The following is a 17647-nucleotide window of genomic DNA, read 5'->3' on the forward strand; positions in this document are numbered from 1 at the left end:
AGGAAGAATAATGAGTTATACGTATCCAATCGATGAAATTTATTGGTCTAAAGAAGAAATTATTGATGTTGTCAATTTTTACAGCATGGTCGAACAAGCCTATGAAAAAGGAGTCGATCGTGATGAGCTTATGCTCGCCTATACCCGGTTCAAACAGATCGTCCCATCTAAAAGTGAAGAAAAAACGTTGTGCGGACAATTTGAAAAAGAATCCGGCTATTCCTGCTACAGAGCTGTCAAACAGGCGAAAGGTCTGAGTAAAGGTGAAAAAGTGAAGATGTAAACGAAAAAAGGCGCTCCATTAAGGGGCGCCTTTTCTTTACTGATCCAGTTGTTTTGTGAAGCGGTATAAAGGTTCAAGGGTTTGGAACGTTTCTTTACAAAGCTCAATGAAAGCATCCGGATCTTTCAAACGGGCATCTCCACGTTCAATGTTCCTGCCACACAAGATCTCTGCTTTTTTCACCGTTTTCAGACGCTCGGTCATACTCAAAAACTTATCCTCATCTACGTCTGACTGGGGAATGCTGTCAGGCTTCATATGATCGATGGACCATACATAGTCTTCCGGGATATGACGCAGCACTTCATCCTTATTTTGCTCCAGTTTATATGCAAAGTCCTGTTTAATGGGACTTTCGTAGATCACAGCAAACCAAATGAATACATGTGACTCCCACAGACCAATTTGGAAGTGAGGAAGCTTCTTGTATCCGCGTTTATTTGAAGCAAGAGCCGCCCACGTATCATTCGGCGGGTTCGTCTTCCGGCGTGCGTGTCTCGCAACGTGTACAAACATTTCGTCACCAGTCATCGCAGTGACATCTGCCGCGAGTTCTGTCGCTACAGCCTCAAGCTTCGGAGAAATGCGATCTCTTAAAGCCTCCATTCTATTTTCCAATCCGGGAATGGAAAAAACGTCAAAGTCTTCCTGTGTAAATCCACTAAATGTCGTCATTCGATCAACTCCTCCATTTTCTCGCCCTTATTTTACCACAAGAAAACACGGTTACTAAGTGATGTGTTCGCATGGTTTGATTTCTGTAAAAATGGGTTACATATAAGTAATCTAATTGAAACTTCTGTCGCAAAAGTCACATATATATAAAGTAAGGATTTGAAAGGGAGGAATTAGCAGTGAAACATGTCATGGAAGCATTGCGTAAAAGAGAAGCTGAAGAGAAGCTCCCGGTAATCCGTATGGAGATTGATTACGAACTGGTGACCTTGCACGATGCCATGATCGCCGGAGATGTCGAACAAATGAAAAAAACAAAGAGAAGACTCTCTGAACTTCGTAAGCAATTGATTGAATGGTCCATATAAGAGCGAGCAACACTAAAGTTGCTCGTTTTTTTTATTGCTTTTAACCAGATAACTTATTGACTAATAGGGCAGGATTGTGGAAGCCTCTGTATCGAGAAAACAGGGGTTCGGGGTTCGTTGCCAAGTGGAGCGTTAGGGTTGGTTGGGAAACTACTCGCTTTCCTGTGGGGGAGTGGCAAACTTCCTCGGGCTACGCCCTGCGGGATCTCACCTATCTCCTTCTCCCACGGGAGTGTCGCAGTTCCCAACCAACCCATTCAATGTAAGGGAGAAACGAACCCCTTTGCAGAGGGTGTGTGTGTTCCACTATCCATGTCATAGTGTTACCAAGCGCTCTGTAGTAGCTTCCAATGTGGGATATCCACTCTTTATCATCGGCCTGCTAATCATAGTAGATTTCCTTTGGGGAAGTGGTTTCGAGACACTTATATGTTAAAGGGGCGGCGGGGGATGGGGAGACTCCTGCGGGAAGAGAGTGCTTGGTGAGACCCCGCAGGACGGCAGTCCGAGGAGGCTCAACGCGCTCCCGCGGAAAGCGAGTCATCCCCCGCCGCCCCGAACCGCTCACTCAAAAGTCTCGAAACTGAGTCTTCCACAATCAGGAGCTTTAGTGGGACAAGGAGGGCGGATTTGATGCAATGTCTGGTTGGATTTGGTACGATAAAGATTGATACTTATAAAAGGGGTACGATGTTATGGATCAACAGAAAAAGAACGAGATTTTTGAACACGCAAAAGCTTGGGTCTTGGAAGCTGGTGAACGAATCAAAAGCAATATTGATTCGCCTCGATCCATTGAAACGAAATCCAACCCGAACGACCTGGTTACAGAAATGGATCAGGAAACAGAACAATTTTTCGCGAAAAAAATCAATGAGACGTATCCGGATCATTATTTATTAGGAGAAGAGGGATTCGGAGATGAAATAGAAGACCTCGGAGGAACCGTCTGGATTGTAGATCCGATTGATGGAACCATGAATTTTGTCCATCAAAAAAGAAATTTCGCCATTTCTGTCGGAGTATATTATGAAGGTGTCGGTGAAATCGGATTGATTTATAATGTGATGGACGGTACTTTGTACACTGCCAAACGAGGGGAAGGGGCCTATAAGAACGAAGAAAGGTTACCTCGACTTGATGAAAAGCGTCCTTTGAATCAGTCGATCCTTGCGCTTAATACTTCCTGGTTAATTCCTGAAAATCCACACGTGGATCACAAAGGGATGGAAGATCTAGTGAAAAAATTACGCAGTACAAGATCTTATGGTTCTGCCGCTTTGGAATTTGCTTTTGTAGCCGAAGGACTTCTGGATGGGTACTTGACGATGACATTGATGCCGTGGGATTACGCTGCTGGAAGTGTTATCGTTCGTGAAGTGGGTGGAATCGTTACCCGTGCGGACCGAGAGGAATTGGATTTGTTGAACAAGACGACAGTCCTCGCAAGCCGGTCGAACATTCATGAAGAAATATCGAAGGATTACGTCCGTTTGAAGAAATAAAAGAAAGCGACCCCAATCGAGGTCGCTTTCTGCATGTTTCAGGACATTTGCTGTTGTTTTCTTTTTCTTCTCAAACCTACACTCATAAGGGCAAATCCCGAAAAGAAAAGGACGGCTGCAAGCCAGAAGATTTCTTGGCCGATAGCAAACCCAACAGCGATAAATGATAAAATTACGAGACAGGCTAATAGTGCTGTGTTCATATGAAAGTTTTTCAAAAGGCTCACCTCTATTCAGGTCTATTATATAGGATTTGTCTAAATAATGAAAATGGTTTCACGGGTAGCATCCAGTGAGGCTTTCTAGTATGATAGATAACAGAATAGGGTATCCATGAGGAGGAACATCATGAACGATATGTCCACACTACCTGTGCCGACGGATCTATGGCCTGTCGCCGATTTCTTTTTCCGCGGATTCGGGAGTGAAGTGAACTTAAACGATGAAAGCGAAGTGACCATGCTCTTTCGTTCTTTCATGCTACTATACTTAACGACTGTTATTCTCGCTATCATTACATTCAAGCTTGGATTCGCCAGAAAATTACCTTTGATGAAAACAATCGTTGTTTATTCCGTTCTCATCATAGGTACATTTATTTTAACCTTGATCCTTGGATTGAATTTGCCCCTTCCTGAAAGTTTGGTTGTAGCGGCCTTAATTCTGGGTATTTACCGGATCCGACTCCATAGAGAGCGCGGAGCCCGTCAGCAAAATGAATCATCCTGACCCCAAAGCTCCTTTCCTTATTAAAGAAAGGGGCTTTTGCTTTGCCCGAAAATGATTTTTCATTAGTTATTAAAGAATATGGCAGGATTGTGGAAGACTCAGTTTCGAGATTACTGGGGTTCGTTACAAAGTTGAGCGTCAGGGGTAGTTGGGAAGCAACTCGCTTTCCTGCGGGGATGACGGCAAGCCTCCTCGAGCTAAAGCTCTGCGGGGTATCGCCAGTCAATCCATTCCCGCGGGAGTCTCGCAGCTTCCCAACCACCCCATTCGATAAATGTGAAAAACGATCCCACTTTGCCCAGGATGAGTGCCTTCCACCATCCCTGTTCTAGATTGATAAAGAGCTCTGTAGCAAGCTTTCCATGGAAAGTGTACAATCTTTAGTATCTACAAGCTACTATTGGAAGCTCCGCTATTTGTGGAAGTGTTTCGAGATACTTATATGGCAAAGGGGCGGAGGGGAATGATGAGACTCCTGCGGGAAAAAGTGCTTGGTGAGACCCCACAGGACGCAGTCCGAGGAGGTTCACCGCGCTCCCGCGGAAAGCGAGCCATTCCCCGCAATCGGGAGCTTATCTTTAACTGTGAAATATAAAAAGAGAGAGGCGGAACCTCTCTCTTTGGTATCTAGCTTAAATGCTTTTCTTTTTTACGTTCTCTGTTGAACCGGAAATTCCCGGTAGCTAAACGTCTTTTGGTGTTTTCTTCTATACGATCGTGGCAGGATTGACACATGTACGTGTGAATCCGGCGATTCCGAAGTCGTTTTGCTTGTAGACAGTAGCTGTCAATTTTCTCAATTTCATCGCAAATGACGCATTGTACACGCATCTTTTTCACCTCTATTTTCCATTCGATTACATATAGTTTAACATAATAAGTTTTTTATAAATAGATGAGATTTCCACGTTTGACTTCTATAGTGAATGGGAAATGTAATTACAGAAGTAGAGGAAAGGATGATTTACTTGAGAAAACGTTGGATTTTTACAGCTATTGGTGCCACTGTGGGAGGAACGGTTGCTTATTTCTTGAAAGATGAGGACAAGCGTCAGCAAGTTAAAGACAAAGCAAAATCGATTCAGAGCAACCTAGGAAAATCAGAGGACATGCCAATCGAAGAAGCTGGCAAACCTGAGACAGCCTCACTGGATAATTCAGACATGGTTGCAGAGGGATCTCAATTCGGTGTCCAATACTATAATGAGTTGACAGAAAAAGAAAGAGAAATCCTTGAGAAAAGCAACAGCTAAATCCCGTGAGGATTTAGCTGTTTTTCTGTTCATTTAGTTTTGCTTTGATTGTTCTTTTTCAATTTGCTCAAGTTTCTTTTGGTCTTTCTCCGGCACAGAGTCCTGGTTTGAGTTGGATTGTGGTTTTTCTTCAACCGAACCACTCGGCATATAACGACTAACGATTTGACTCAGTTCATCCGTGACCGCTTCCACAGGGTGGCCTTCAGCCATTTTTTGCCCAAGGCTTCTGAGGCGTTCCACACCGTCAGCGTCTGCGATTACAGCCGCTTGCTTTCCGTAAGGGTCATGTTTCAAAGCTTCGGCTACAGAATATTTGATGACGCCGACGCGAGAGCGGTCGAGGTCTTTGTCCACATCGATTCCTACAACTACATAGTTGCCGAGGACGAGGGCTGTAGCATCATGAACATCCGGAACTTGAACGGCAAGCTTAGCCAGGTGCCGGGCTGCTTGCTGGCTCGTCATGTTTTTCTTTTCCACCGGATCTGAATCCGTGACATACTTCAATTCAGGATCGTTTTGTCGCTCTTGAAGCAGTGACTCTTCACCACCGTTTTGCTGACACGCAACTAAGGTCAAAAGGGCTGCTAACCAAATTAATTTTTTCAAAGGAATCACCACTTTTTTTATTTATAGCCTGTGTCAGCTTGCAGATAATATACAAAAAGGACAGCTTAAAAAGCTGCCCAATTCATTATTGTAATACGATTTTTTTAATTCCTTTGATCGGCTCAGAACGGTTGGATCCGTCTTTGAAATAAAGGTGAACAGGGCCATGTTCCTGCAAAGGCTTTCCATTTTCAGCAAAAAGTAAAAGCGACTCGGATAAAACATCTGCATCAATCACTTCTTCGCCTTCATCCGTGACCAGTGCCGCTTTTTTTACGTCGGCTGCTGGTTCGCTGGTATGTAGGAAAGGCTTTAGCGGCATGAGAAAGGTGCCTTTTAAAATCCTTTGTTTTTCATAACGATTGATGCTTTTGTTGACAGGAGGGTTAATTTTTTGTTGATAGACTTCTCTGTCAAAACGAGTAGACTGTCTTTTCAACTCGTCTTCTTTCGTTGATTCTGTTGGATTTTCTTCACCTTCGAATACTTCTGGGAACGTCTTTTTTCGATCATCGAAAATCCAGACGGTCGGGTCGAGTGTAATTGGGAATTTAACATTTCCTGCTATTTGAACTATCATGGCTGTGGCCACCTTTCGATTAATAAAAAGTCATCCATCCAAAATCATAGCAAAAAATGAATTCGATTTCATTAAAGGAGGCGTGATCCATTGATTAAAGATATAACAGAAAACGTCCTGGAAGAATGGTTAGACAATGTACGCCCATATGCATACGATGGTCAAGTGGCCAACTATATCCCCGCATTATCACGCAGCAACCCGGAAGATCTTGCTGTCGCCATTCACTATATAGATGGGGATGCAGTGGAAGCTGGAGAAACGGAAGTGAGGTTTACCCTTCAAAGTATATCGAAAGTCATCTCACTTGCTTTGGCTCTTATGGATAACGGGGAAAGCTATGTGTTCGACCGTGTAGGTATGGAACCGACGGGCGATCCGTTTCACTCGATTTACCGTCTGGAACAAATTCCATCCAAACCGCTCAATCCGATGATCAATGCCGGGGCCCTTGCGGTGACAAATATGATCCACGGAGATACGCCTGATGAAAAAGTAGGGCGCTTGTTGAGCTTTATTCATGACTTGACCGATGATCATTCCATCGGGTACAACGAAGAAGTGGCCACCTCGGAATTTGAATCCGCTTTTCTCAACAGGTCCCTGCTTTTCTACATGAAGCAGCATCAGATTGTCACCGGTAGTGTAGAGGAAACTCTTGATGCCTATACCAAACAATGTGCGATTGAAGTGAATGTTTGTCAACTTGCCCGTATTGGAGCGCTGCTTGCGAATGGTGGGAAGGACATCCACTCTGGGCGTAGAATCATACCGAAGCATCTTGCAAGAATTTGTAAAACATTTATGGTCACATGCGGCATGTATGATGCTTCAGGCTCCTTTGCTATCAAAGTGGGTATACCAGCAAAAAGTGGTGTCTCGGGATCCGTCCTCGCTTCGTTAAACGAATTTGGAGGAATCGCGGTTTATGGTCCGAGCCTTGATGAAAAGGGGAACAGCGTTGTCGGCTTGAGACTTTTAGAAATCCTATCTAATCGCTACGATTTGTCGATCTTCTAATTGTTCATTCCTATCTTGCAATTTATTGTGTTAAACGATAAGATAAAAAGAAGAAAGACTTGTACATTGGAGGGGATTTTGATGTTGTCTGATGTGGCTGTGGATCATCGAGAAAAAGCCTATGCCCTTCTAAAAGCTGACGCTGATAAAATACTAAGGTTAATAAAAGTACAGATGGACAACTTGACGATGCCTCAGTGTCCACTCTACGAAGAAGTTTTAGATACACAAATGTTTGGATTATCCCGCGAAATTCATTTTGCGGTTCGCTTGAATTTAATCAGCGACGAAGAAGGAAAAGCACTACTGGATAACCTTGAAAAACAGTTGAACGTTTTGCATGAGGCTGCACAGAAGTCATAAGATAAGAACTCAAATTGCGACGGTTTGTTGTGATTTGAGTTTTTTTATTTTCACTTTTATACATATACGGAGAGATTTGAGAGGCTCCTCGTCAGTTATTTACAACTAAAATTGTCAGATTTGAAGGAAATTTCGGTGTTTGAGTAGAAAACAATGTAACAGTACGTTCAAAGTTCTAAAACATAGACAAACAGGGAGTGGAATCATGGCAAATACGAAGAAAATCAATAAAGTATTAGTCGCTAATCGTGGCGAGATCGCTATTCGAGTCTTTCGTGCGTGTACAGAATTAAATATTCGTACCGTCGCCATTTATTCGCAGGAAGATACGGGGTCCTACCATCGTTATAAGGCTGATGAAGCTTATTTGATTGGTGAAGGGAAAAAACCGATCGATGCCTATTTGGATATTGAAGGCATTATTGAAATCGCCAAGAGTGTGGAGGTTGATGCCATCCACCCTGGATATGGATTCTTATCTGAAAACATTGAGTTTGCGAGAAGATGCGAAGAAGAAAAGCTTACTTTTATAGGACCGACCAGTGAACATTTGAATATGTTTGGAGATAAGGTGAAGGCACGAGATCAAGCGGTCCAAGCGGAGATTCCCGTTATTCCAGGGAGTGACGGCCCTGTCAGTGGACTGGAAGAGATTCGCGACTTTGGTGAAAAGCACGGCTACCCATTGATGATCAAAGCAGCAATGGGCGGCGGTGGTCGAGGGATGCGTGTCGTCAGAAGCGCTACAACCCTGGAAGAATCGTATGATCGCGCCCGTTCGGAAGCACGAGCAGCATTCGGGAGTGATGAAGTTTATGTTGAAAAGCTGATCGAACAGCCGAAGCACATCGAAGTCCAAATCATCGGAGATCGTGATGGGAACATTGTCCATTTGTATGAAAGGGACTGCTCGGTGCAGCGTAGACACCAAAAGGTTGTGGAGATCGCTCCGAGTGTCAGCTTGAAAGATGAAGTGAGGGAGGCCATTTGCGATGCCGCCGTCAAACTTATGGATAACGTAAAATATATCAACGCAGGAACGGTAGAATTCTTAGTGACCGGTGATGAATTTTACTTTATTGAAGTCAACCCTCGTGTACAGGTGGAGCATACGATTACAGAAATGATTACCGGTGTAGATATTGTCCAGACGCAAATCCTCGTCGCGGAAGGATATGGTTTACATAGCGACCGCATATCTATACCGAAACAAGATGATATTGTCACACACGGATATGCCATTCAATCCCGTGTAACCACAGAGGATCCCCTGAACAATTTCATGCCTGATACAGGGAAAATCATGGCCTATCGTTCTGGAGGCGGTTTCGGTGTGAGACTTGACGCCGGAAACGGATTCCAGGGGGCGGTTATCTCTCCTTACTATGATTCTTTACTTGTCAAATTGTCTACGTGGGCACTCAGTTTTGACCAAGCCGCACATAAGATGGTCAGAAACTTGAAAGAATTCCGTATTCGCGGCATCAAAACGAACATACCATTTTTGGAAAATGTAGTGCAGCATAAACAGTTCCTATCCGGTGAATATGATACAACGTTCATCGACCGCTCTCCAGAGCTCTTTGTTTTTCCAAAACGAAAAGACCGCGGGACGAAGATGTTGGCTTATATTGCTGATCGAACCATCAATGGCTTCGAAGGATACGGCAATCGCAAGAAACCGAGCTATTCAAAACCGAGAATTCCTATCATCAAGCATTCGGAACCGATTCCAGGCGGAACGAAACAAATTCTTAATGAAAGAGGTCCTGAAGGTCTCGCTTCTTGGTTGAAAGAAAGGAATGAAGTGCTGCTCACAGATACGACCTTCCGGGACGCCCACCAGTCGTTACTGGCTACCCGTGTCCGAACGAAGGACCTTGAGAATATAGCTGAACCGACGGCCCGTCTATTACCTGATCTGTTTTCATTAGAAATGTGGGGTGGAGCGACGTTCGATGTCTCTTACCGTTTCTTGAATGAAGATCCTTGGGAGCGTTTGTTGAAATTGAGGGCCAAAGCACCGAATGTCCTTTTTCAAATGCTATTAAGGGCTTCCAATGCGGTCGGATACAAAAACTATCCCGACAATCTCATTCGTGAATTCGTAGACAAAAGTGCGTCAGCAGGTATTGATGTCTTCCGGATTTTCGACAGCTTGAACTGGGTGGAAGGCATGAAGCTTGCCATTCACTCTGTGCGGGAGAGTGGGAAAGTAGCCGAAGCGGCGATGTGTTATACAGGGGACATTCTTGATAGCAGCCGACCGAAGTATGATCTCGCTTACTATAAAAAGCTGGCGCTTGAACTTCAGGAAGCAGGAGCTCATATCCTTGGCATTAAAGATATGGCTGGACTGCTTAAACCGGAAGCGGCTTATCAATTGATCAGCTCTTTGAAGGAAACCGTCGACATCCCGATCCACCTTCATACACACGATACCAGCGGAAATGGTTTGTTCACGTATGCGAAAGCGATAGAAGCAGGTGTCGATGTGGTTGATGTGGCAACGGGATCGATGGCAGGCTTGACCTCTCAGCCAAGTGCAAACAGCCTCTATTATGCCCTCGAAGGTAGTGAGCGTAAGCCGAATTTGGATATCTCTGCATACGAAGAGCTCGGGCATTTTTGGGAAGATACGAGAAAATACTATCAGGATTTCGAAAGTGGCATGATGGCCCCGCATACAGAAGTGTATGAACATGAAATGCCTGGAGGGCAATACAGCAATTTGCAGCAACAAGCAAAAGCGGTCGGTTTAGGACACCGCTGGGATGAAGTCAAGTCTATGTACCGCCGGGTGAACGATATGTTCGGCGATATCGTAAAAGTGACCCCGTCTTCTAAAATTGTCGGAGATATGGCCCTGTACATGGTTCAAAATGACCTGAACGAAGACGACATCTATGAAAAAGGCGATTCCCTTGATTTCCCTGATAGCGTCGTGGAATTTTTCCAAGGGTATCTTGGACAACCATACGGAGGTTTCCCAGCTGAACTCCAAAGGATCATATTGAAAGGCCGCGAGCCGATTACGGTGAGACCAGGGGAGCTCTTGGAACCGGTTGACTTCAACAACTTGAAGGAGACACTGTTCCATTCCCTCGATCGTCAGGTAACAAGCTTTGATATGATCAGCTATGCTCTTTATCCAAAAGTGTTCATGGACCATCATAAGTTCCGCGAGCAATACGGAGATATGTCTGTACTCGATACACCAACATTCTTCTACGGTATGAGACTGGGCGAAGAAATTGAAGTGGACATCGAACAAGGAAAAACCTTGATCGTAAAACTTGTCTCCGTTGGGGAGCCGCAGATTGATGGTACACGTACTGTTTACTTCGAGTTAAATGGACAACCTCGTGAAGTCGTCGTAAAGGATGAGAACGTGAAAGCGGCCGTTCAGCAGCGGCCGAAAGCAGACAAAGCGAACAGCAAACACATCGGAGCAACGATGCCCGGAACGGTTATTAAAGTGTTGTCTAATAAAGGTGAGGAAGTGAAGAAAGGCGATCACCTGATGATTACAGAAGCCATGAAAATGGAGACAACTGTCCAAGCACCCTTTGATGGTGTCATCAAGGACATTTATGTAGAAAACAACGAAGCCATCCACGTCGGCGATTTACTGATCGAATTTGAATAACTTTTAAGAAGAGAGGAAGCTCATGAGAGCCTTCCTCTCTTTTTTAATCTGTTAAACAATATGGCAGGATTGTGGAAGACTCGATTTCGAGACTTTTCGGGGTTCGTTTGCCGTGTTGAGCGTCAGGGGTGGCTGGGAAGCTACTCGCTTTCCTGTGGGGGAGTGGCAAGCTTCCTCGGACTTCACCCTGCGGGATCTCGCCTATCTCCTTTCTCCCACGGGAGTCTCCCAGCTTCCCAACCACCCCATTCCATGAAGGGGAGAAACGAACCCATTTACTGTGGGAGGGCGCCTTCCACTATCCTGTTAATATAAGCATAAAGCGCCCTATAACAAGCTTTTCGCATGCAGAATAGTGTGCTTAGGAGTTCATTCCCATCCAATAACCATGTGCATAAAAGCAGCTAATTCCGAAAGTGGTTTCGAGATACTTAAATGGCAAAGGGGTGGAGGGGAATGGGGAGACTCCTGCGGGAAAAAAGTGCTTGGTGAAACCCCACAGGACGCAGTCCGAGGAGGCTCACCGCACTCCCGCGGAAAGGGAGCCATTCCCCGTAGCCCCCATCCTCTCAACAAAAGTCTCGAAACTGAGTCTTCCAGAAAAGGGAGCTTTTATTGAAGACAAAAAATCTCAGAGGCATAAGCTCTGAGATTTTTGCTTGGTTTACTTCACGGAACGTTCATATTTTGCACTTCTTGAAGACAGTAATAGGAAGTATGATAAAAGGCCGACATAAAGAGAAATAATCAATGCATGCAGGAGAGCCAGACCCAAATGAACATACGTCATAATAACGAAAGCACCGACGAGAACCTGAGCTGCCATTAGACTTGCAGCAAGGATCAAGCCTTTTCTCATAATCGGGCTGGTCTTATAATCTTTCAAAGCTTTCACCATGAGATATACCGTCCATATCAAAACTCCGGCTGCAGCAGCACGGTGTCCCATTTGAATCCATTGAGCTGTCCCATACGATGAAAAGTCGAAGGGGGATGCATTCGTACACATCGGCCAGTCCAAACAGGCCATCGATGAGTAAGTATGGCGGACAAGGGCCCCTGTATAGACGACCATTAACGTATAGGTCGTTAAAGCATAAATGTGAAGTCTGAAAGGTTTTCGAATAAGTAGAGATTGTGCATCAAATTTCCGGTCGATTTCAAATATAATGAGCATCAGCAAAAGCACAGCCGCAAAGGAAACAAGGGAAATGCCGAAGTGGATAGCCAGTACAAAATCAGACTGTCCCCATTTCACAGCAGCGGCACCAATCAACCCTTGGGCGAGCAAGAAAAAGAATGCGAGAAAAGAGAGGAATTTCACTTCTCTTATATGACCAACTTTCACCCATGCCAGAGAAGAAAGGGCAAGCACAAGTAAACCTACGCCTCCAGAGACGAGGCGGTGGCTCAATTCTATGATTAAGGCCAGATCTATGTCTGATGGGATCCATTCTCCATGACATAACGGCCAGCTGTTTCCACACCCCATACCTGAGTCAGTTTTTGTAACGAGAGCCCCACCTAATAGAACGAACAACATTCCTAATGTGGCGAGCACAGATAACCCCTTCAATAAACGCATGGCATGAAGCCACCTCCATTCCGGTCAAAAGAACACGGAGGATATCATACCATTTTACCTCTTTAAAATCACTAAAGTATTGAAAAAAACTTGCAATGTTTGACAGGGTTTGCTAGAAATAAGAGGGTGTGCTTTATGGACGCACTCGCTTTTTCTCAGGGAATCGATCCAGCACCGTTAAAATCGTTGAGAATGGTAGATACTAAGAGTGAATGGCGTTTCACAAAGTTGTCACAAATAAATAAAATTGTTGAGTTTAAATAGATAGAACTACAATTACGTGATACAATTATTTTGATGTTTCTTGTCATCCTTTATGATACAAGAATGGAAATAGCCTTCGGTGCATCTGTTGATGAATATTGATTCACATGATTCTTATACGAGGGTGGTAGAAGGAGGAAGATAATACGATGGACAATCCAAGAACAGTCGAATCTGCTTCTACAGAAATGATCCAAACAAAAACCAATGACCATTCTTTGTTAGCTGATATAAAGAGCTTGATCAAAGTCGGTATCATTAACTCTAATTTGATTACTACATTCGCAGGATTTTGGCTGGCTCTCCATTATACTGGTACATTATTCTTTGATCAGTGGGTCACTTTCCTGCTGACGATGCTCGGAACCGCTTTCGTAATTGCCGGCGGTTGTATTCTTAACAATTGGTATGACAGAGACATTGACCCGATTATGTCACGGACGAACAATCGTCCGACAGTAACAGGAACGATGTCTTTATCATTTATAAAAACATTGGGTATCAGCGTATCTATTCTCGGATTTGTCACATTGCTCCTCACGACATGGCAAGCGGCCTTGTGGGGCGCATTTGGTTGGTTCGTCTACGTCGTCCTATACACGATGTGGTCGAAGAGAAGATACACGATCAATACAGTAGTTGGAAGCTTCTCAGGAGCTGTTCCACCATTAATCGGATGGGCTGCTGTTGATCCAGGATTGCAATTGGAAGCTTTGATTCTGTTTCTCATTATGTTCATTTGGCAAACCCCTCACTTCCTGGCACTCGCCATGAAGAAAAAGGATGAATACAAAGCAGCTGGCATCCCGATGCTACCTGTAGTTCATGGGTTCGAGATGACAAAACGTCAAATTGTCGTTTATGTTGCTTGTCTGCTCCCATTACCGATTTATTTGGCTTCTCTTGGCACGGTCTTTCTTATTACGGCTTATGTGCTCTCTATCGGCTGGTTGGCTTTAGGGATCGCAGGCTTCTTCATGAAAGACGACTACAAGTGGGCGACATGGATGTTCATCTTTTCCTTGAACTATCTTACGATCATGTTCTTTATGATGGTCATCGTCACTTTGCCATTCCCATTTTAAAGAACTGACCTCCTTATATCAGGAGGTCAGTTTCTAAATAAAAAAATGCATTACAAGAGAAAGAGAGGTATGACGCATGAGAGGTTGGATGGGAAAATTCCGTTCATTATTCTTATTTGGTGCACTAACTATGCTCCTTACCGGATGTGGTATTGAAAACATCAGTGCACTAAAACCAAAAGGGTATGGCTCGGAATTATTATTTGATCTTATGTTGATCAGTATTGCGATAATGATTTTCGTTTTCGTAATCGTTATGGCCATTTATGCTTTCGTTCTTCTCCGTTATCGTGAGAAGAAAGGGCAGGAACACATTGTTCCGAAACAAACAGAAGGGAATAAAGCATTGGAAGTGATTTGGACAGTCATTCCAATTATTTTGCTACTTGTGCTGGCAATCCCTACTGTGCAAGCGACTTTCGACCTCGCTGATCAATCGACGCAAGGAGATGAAGGCGTTTTAACGGTCGATGTCACAGGTAACCAATATTGGTGGCAGTTTGACTATGCAGATCAAGAGATCTCAACAAGTCAAGAAATCTACATCCCTACAAATGAAAGGGTATACTTAAACATGAAAGCCAGTGACGTGATCCACTCCTTCTGGGTACCTGCCATTGCAGGTAAGATGGATACCATTCCTGGTGAAAACATGAACACTATGTACTTAGAAGCTTATGAAGAAGGGGTTTACGAAGGCTTTTGTGCTGAACTATGCGGACCTTCCCACTCCTTGATGTACTTCAAAGTAATCGCTGTCAGCCCGGAAGAGTTTGACCAATGGGTCGAAGACATGCAGAATATCGATCCTGAAGCGACACCTGAGACTCAAACGGCTCAGACTGGTCAAGAATTGTTCAATAACAACTGCATGAGTTGTCACGCAATTGGTGGCGCGTCAGCTGGTGTAGGACCGAACTTAGGCAACTTTGCAAACCGCGAGAAAATTGCAGGAATCCTGCAGCCATCGAAAGAGAATCTTGTGGATTGGATTGTCCATCCGGATGAAATCAAGCCAGGGAACCAAATGCCTGCAGAGCTTGTTTCGGAAGAAGATGCAGCGAAAATTGCTGATTACCTTCTAGAGTTGGATCACTCGGATGTCGGAAATGATCTTGAGATGCAAAGCGTCGAAGAGTAAGGACTTATGAGAAAGAGGTTGAAAAGGGAGGTTAAAGCGTGAGTACTGCAGTAGCACAAAAACGTGGGCTCGGCGCTGTGATTTGGGATTACCTGACTACAGTTGACCACAAGAAGATCGCGCATCTTTATTTGGTCTCTGGGGGGCTGTTTTTCCTAATCGGTGGGCTCGAAGCCATGATAATTCGTATCCAGTTGATGAAACCAGACAATGATTTCATTTCTGCTGGACTTTACAATGAAATGATCACGATGCACGGTACAACTATGATTTTCTTAGCGGCCATGCCGCTCATCTTTGCCATTATGAACGCCGTTGTCCCCTTACAGATCGGGGCAAGGGACGTTGCTTTTCCATTCTTGAACTCCTTAGGTTTCTGGTTGTTCTTGTTTGGAGGACTTTTACTGAACGTATCCTGGTTTACAGGTGGTGCACCGGATGCCGGTTGGACCAACTATGCACCATTATCGACGACTTCACCCGGGCACGGAGTAGACTACTATGTCATGGGTCTGCAGATATCCGGTGCCGGAACGTTAATTGGTGGGATTAACTTCCTTGTAACGATTGTAAACATGAGAGCACCAGGGATGACGTATATGCGTATGCCGTTGTTCACATGGTCTGTATTCGTCACAAGTACGTTGATTCTATTCGCTTTCCCTGCTTTAACAGTAGGACTTTTCCTTATGATGTTCGACCGTATGTTCGGATCTGCCTTCTTTGATGTAGGTCTCGGTGGTAACGCCATCATCTGGGAGCACTTATTCTGGATCTTCGGTCACCCGGAAGTGTACATATTGATTCTTCCGTTGTTCGGAGCTTTCAGTGATATCTTTTCTACATTTTCTAAGAAACGTCTTTTCGGTTATTCCGCGATGGTATTTGCAACCGTATTGATCGGTTTCTTAGGATTCATGGTATGGGCCCACCACATGTTTACCGTTGGTATGGGACCTATTGCTAACTCCATTTTCGCTGTTGCGACGATGGCGATCGCCGTACCTACAGGAATTAAGATCTTCAACTGGTTGTTTACGATGTGGGGCGGACAAATTCGAATGACGGCTGCTATGCTATGGTCCATCGCCTTCATCCCATCCTTCACAATTGGTGGAATGACAGGGGTTATGCTCGCTGCCGCTGCAGCTGACTTCCAGTATCACGATACGTATTTCGTAGTCGGACACTTCCACTACGTCATCGTTGGTGGGGTAGCCTTTGGACTATTCGCTTCTCTACACTACTGGTGGCCGAAGATGTTCGGCAAAGTCTTGAATGAGAAACTCGGTAAACTGGCATTCTGGCCGTTCTTTATCGGTTTCCACTTGACATTCTTTATCCAGCACTTCCTAGGTCTTATGGGAATGCCACGTCGTTACTGGGTTTTCCTTGAAGGACAGGGACTTGCAACAGGTAACTTGATCAGTACAATCGGTGCATTCTTAATGGCGATTGGTACAATTATTTTCCTAATCAATATCGTTTACACGGCAGTCAAAGAGAAGAAAGCGGATGCAGATCCTTGGGAGCATGGTCGTACCCTGGAGTGGGCAATTCCATCTCCACCGCCACACTACAACTTTGTGCAAACACCACTTGTACGTGGTCTTGATCCTCTATGGGTGGAGAAAATGGATGGAAAAGAAGGGATGACACCTGCAGAACCACTGGGTGACATTCACATGCCGAATGCTTCGATTCTGCCATTTACCATTTCACTAGGTACATTCATCGCCGGCTTCGGATTCATTTATCAAGTCGATGATCCAATCTGGTTAATTGCTGTCTTTGCTGGTATGGGACTTACACTCGGATCTATGCTGACACGTTCACTGAAAGATGATCTGGGTCACCATATTCATAAAGAAGAGCTGGAAGAAGATATTAAGAAGGGGGTTGGCAAATAATGAGTTCTGAAGACGTACTCAATCCAAAACGAATGCCGCACGATCCGGAAAAAGCCACCCTTGAAGGTAGAAATAAATTTCTTGGCTTCTGGTTTTTCCTTGGTGGAGAGACCGTATTGTTCGCAAGTCTATTTGGTACCTACCTTGCGTTGAATGGTTCGACGCAAGGGGAGAATACGCCAGAGCATTTGTTCGGTTTGGAGCTCGTTTTCATTATGACGATGCTTCTTCTGACAAGCTCATTGACAAGTGTTTATGCGATGTACCACATGAAAAACCATGACTTCAGAAAAATGCAGATGTGGTTGGGAGTAACTGTTTTATTAGGACTCTGTTTCCTGGGTATGGAGGTTTATGAGTTTTATCACTACATCCATGAATACGGATTTACGTTCCGATCCTCCGCATTTGGATCAGCTTTCTACACGCTTGTCGGTTTCCACGGGGGACACGTTCTTTTCGGATTAAGCTGGATTGTAGCGCTTATGATCCGTAACCAGAAGCGTGGTTTGAACCTTTACAACGCTCCGAAGTTTTATATCGCAAGCCTTTATTGGCACTTCATCGACGTTGTATGGGTATTCATCTTTACAGTTGTGTATCTTATGGGAAAGGTGGGTTAATC

18 protein-coding genes are annotated in these 17647 nt (G+C 44.5%); 12 read left to right on the forward strand and 6 right to left on the reverse strand.

Features of this window, described 5'->3' with window-relative positions; translation table 11 throughout:
• Window positions 1-10 precede the first annotated feature (10 nt).
• The gene (locus BLS23_RS11840; protein ID WP_089652762.1) at window positions 11-283 is read left to right on the forward strand and encodes a UPF0223 family protein; all 273 of its coding nucleotides are present in this window, start codon (window positions 11-13) and stop codon (window positions 281-283) included.
• A gap of 36 nt (window positions 284-319) precedes the next feature.
• Here BLS23_RS11840 and BLS23_RS11845 read toward each other — a convergent pair whose 3' ends face one another.
• Window positions 320-958, reverse strand: coding sequence for a YktB family protein (locus tag BLS23_RS11845; RefSeq protein WP_089652763.1), 639 nt, complete (start codon window positions 956-958; stop codon window positions 320-322).
• Window positions 959-1137: 179 nt separating this feature from the next.
• On the opposite strand from BLS23_RS11845, the gene BLS23_RS11850 reads away from it, so the two are divergent.
• Both BLS23_RS11850 and BLS23_RS11855 read left to right on the forward strand, forming a co-directional pair.
• Window positions 1138-1326, forward strand: coding sequence for a hypothetical protein (locus tag BLS23_RS11850; protein ID WP_089652764.1), 189 nt, complete (start codon window positions 1138-1140; stop codon window positions 1324-1326).
• Window positions 1327-2021: 695 nt separating this feature from the next.
• Entirely contained in the window at window positions 2022-2831 is an 810-nt protein-coding gene (locus BLS23_RS11855) for an inositol monophosphatase family protein (protein ID WP_089652765.1), read from the forward strand.
• A gap of 38 nt (window positions 2832-2869) precedes the next feature.
• On the opposite strand, the gene BLS23_RS11860 is transcribed toward BLS23_RS11855, so the two are convergent.
• Window positions 2870-3058 (reverse strand): hypothetical protein, encoded by a 189-nt coding sequence (locus tag BLS23_RS11860; RefSeq protein ID WP_244157183.1) that lies wholly within the window; start codon window positions 3056-3058, stop codon window positions 2870-2872.
• Window positions 3059-3179: 121 nt separating this feature from the next.
• Here BLS23_RS11860 and BLS23_RS11865 point away from each other — a divergent pair, with 121 nt between their 5' ends.
• The gene (locus BLS23_RS11865; protein ID WP_089652767.1) at window positions 3180-3560 is read left to right on the forward strand and encodes a YlaH-like family protein; all 381 of its coding nucleotides are present in this window, start codon (window positions 3180-3182) and stop codon (window positions 3558-3560) included.
• A gap of 627 nt (window positions 3561-4187) precedes the next feature.
• Here BLS23_RS11865 and BLS23_RS11870 read toward each other — a convergent pair.
• Complete coding sequence (locus BLS23_RS11870; RefSeq protein ID WP_089652768.1) at window positions 4188-4391, reverse strand: YlaI family protein; 204 nt, start codon at window positions 4389-4391, stop codon at window positions 4188-4190.
• 128 nt (window positions 4392-4519) lie between these two features.
• Between BLS23_RS11870 and BLS23_RS11875 the strand changes: the two genes are divergently transcribed.
• Window positions 4520-4813: a hypothetical protein gene (locus BLS23_RS11875; RefSeq protein WP_341845046.1), complete on the forward strand. Its 294-nt coding sequence runs from the start codon at window positions 4520-4522 to the stop codon at window positions 4811-4813.
• Between the two features lie 33 nt (window positions 4814-4846).
• On the opposite strand, the gene BLS23_RS11880 is transcribed toward BLS23_RS11875, so the two are convergent.
• Together BLS23_RS11880 and BLS23_RS11885 are read right to left on the reverse strand one after the other, a co-directional pair.
• Window positions 4847-5425: a YhcN/YlaJ family sporulation lipoprotein gene (locus BLS23_RS11880; RefSeq protein WP_089652769.1), complete on the reverse strand. Its 579-nt coding sequence runs from the start codon at window positions 5423-5425 to the stop codon at window positions 4847-4849.
• Window positions 5426-5510: 85 nt separating this feature from the next.
• Window positions 5511-6005, reverse strand: coding sequence for a hypothetical protein (locus tag BLS23_RS11885; protein ID WP_089652770.1), 495 nt, complete (start codon window positions 6003-6005; stop codon window positions 5511-5513).
• A gap of 90 nt (window positions 6006-6095) precedes the next feature.
• On the opposite strand from BLS23_RS11885, the gene glsA reads away from it, so the two are divergent.
• The 3 genes from glsA (at window position 6096) to pyc (ending at window position 11037) form a co-directional block, all read left to right on the forward strand.
• A complete protein-coding gene (gene glsA, locus BLS23_RS11890; protein ID WP_089652771.1) occupies window positions 6096-7025 on the forward strand; it encodes a glutaminase A in 930 nt (309 codons plus the stop codon).
• An 81-nt stretch (window positions 7026-7106) separates the two neighbouring features.
• A complete protein-coding gene (locus BLS23_RS11895) occupies window positions 7107-7388 on the forward strand; it encodes an Fpa/YlaN family protein (RefSeq protein WP_075036512.1) in 282 nt (93 codons plus the stop codon).
• A gap of 205 nt (window positions 7389-7593) precedes the next feature.
• The gene (gene pyc, locus BLS23_RS11900; RefSeq protein ID WP_089652772.1) at window positions 7594-11037 is read left to right on the forward strand and encodes a pyruvate carboxylase; all 3444 of its coding nucleotides are present in this window, start codon (window positions 7594-7596) and stop codon (window positions 11035-11037) included.
• 664 nt (window positions 11038-11701) lie between these two features.
• On the opposite strand, the gene BLS23_RS11910 is transcribed toward pyc, so the two are convergent.
• Entirely contained in the window at window positions 11702-12622 is a 921-nt protein-coding gene (locus tag BLS23_RS11910; RefSeq protein ID WP_089652774.1) for a COX15/CtaA family protein, read from the reverse strand.
• Between the two features lie 413 nt (window positions 12623-13035).
• On the opposite strand from BLS23_RS11910, the gene cyoE reads away from it, so the two are divergent.
• The 4 genes from cyoE to BLS23_RS11930 all read left to right on the forward strand — a co-directional run bounded on the left by cyoE (window position 13036) and on the right by BLS23_RS11930 (window position 17645).
• Complete coding sequence (gene cyoE, locus BLS23_RS11915) at window positions 13036-13971, forward strand: heme o synthase (RefSeq protein ID WP_089652775.1); 936 nt, start codon at window positions 13036-13038, stop codon at window positions 13969-13971.
• A gap of 76 nt (window positions 13972-14047) precedes the next feature.
• Window positions 14048-15112 carry a cytochrome c oxidase subunit II gene (gene coxB, locus BLS23_RS11920; protein WP_089652776.1) on the forward strand — a complete coding sequence of 355 codons (1065 nt, stop codon included), beginning with the start codon at window positions 14048-14050 and terminating at the stop codon, window positions 15110-15112.
• Window positions 15113-15150: 38 nt separating this feature from the next.
• Window positions 15151-17022: a cytochrome c oxidase subunit I gene (gene ctaD, locus BLS23_RS11925; RefSeq protein WP_089652777.1), complete on the forward strand. Its 1872-nt coding sequence runs from the start codon at window positions 15151-15153 to the stop codon at window positions 17020-17022.
• Window positions 17022-17645 carry a cytochrome (ubi)quinol oxidase subunit III gene (locus BLS23_RS11930; RefSeq protein WP_089652778.1) on the forward strand — a complete coding sequence of 208 codons (624 nt, stop codon included), beginning with the start codon at window positions 17022-17024 and terminating at the stop codon, window positions 17643-17645. Before ctaD ends, BLS23_RS11930 begins: the two co-directional genes overlap by 1 nt.
• The last annotated feature ends 2 nt before the right edge of the window (window positions 17646-17647 follow it).

This window comes from Halobacillus aidingensis, from assembly GCF_900104185.1.
Classification (GTDB): domain Bacteria; phylum Bacillota; class Bacilli; order Bacillales; family Halobacillaceae; genus Halobacillus; species Halobacillus aidingensis.

Excerpts from the sequence above, each read along its gene's own strand:
- BLS23_RS11930 (WP_089652778.1), top strand. The coding sequence starts at position 17,022 with ATGAGTTCTGAAGACGTACTCAATCCAAAACGAATGCCGCACGATCCG.
- BLS23_RS11845 (WP_089652763.1), bottom strand. The coding sequence starts at position 958 with ATGACGACATTTAGTGGATTTACACAGGAAGACTTTGACGTTTTTTCC.
- BLS23_RS11875 (WP_341845046.1), top strand. The coding sequence starts at position 4,520 with ATGATTTACTTGAGAAAACGTTGGATTTTTACAGCTATTGGTGCCACT.
- BLS23_RS11910 (WP_089652774.1), bottom strand. The coding sequence starts at position 12,622 with ATGCGTTTATTGAAGGGGTTATCTGTGCTCGCCACATTAGGAATGTTG.
- cyoE (WP_089652775.1), top strand. The coding sequence starts at position 13,036 with ATGGACAATCCAAGAACAGTCGAATCTGCTTCTACAGAAATGATCCAA.
- BLS23_RS11885 (WP_089652770.1), bottom strand. The coding sequence starts at position 6,005 with ATGATAGTTCAAATAGCAGGAAATGTTAAATTCCCAATTACACTCGAC.
- pyc (WP_089652772.1), top strand. The coding sequence starts at position 7,594 with ATGGCAAATACGAAGAAAATCAATAAAGTATTAGTCGCTAATCGTGGC.
- BLS23_RS11865 (WP_089652767.1), top strand. The coding sequence starts at position 3,180 with ATGAACGATATGTCCACACTACCTGTGCCGACGGATCTATGGCCTGTC.
- BLS23_RS11870 (WP_089652768.1), bottom strand. The coding sequence starts at position 4,391 with ATGCGTGTACAATGCGTCATTTGCGATGAAATTGAGAAAATTGACAGC.
- BLS23_RS11840 (WP_089652762.1), top strand. The coding sequence starts at position 11 with ATGAGTTATACGTATCCAATCGATGAAATTTATTGGTCTAAAGAAGAA.
- BLS23_RS11895 (WP_075036512.1), top strand. The coding sequence starts at position 7,107 with ATGTTGTCTGATGTGGCTGTGGATCATCGAGAAAAAGCCTATGCCCTT.
- coxB (WP_089652776.1), top strand. The coding sequence starts at position 14,048 with ATGAGAGGTTGGATGGGAAAATTCCGTTCATTATTCTTATTTGGTGCA.
- BLS23_RS11855 (WP_089652765.1), top strand. The coding sequence starts at position 2,022 with ATGGATCAACAGAAAAAGAACGAGATTTTTGAACACGCAAAAGCTTGG.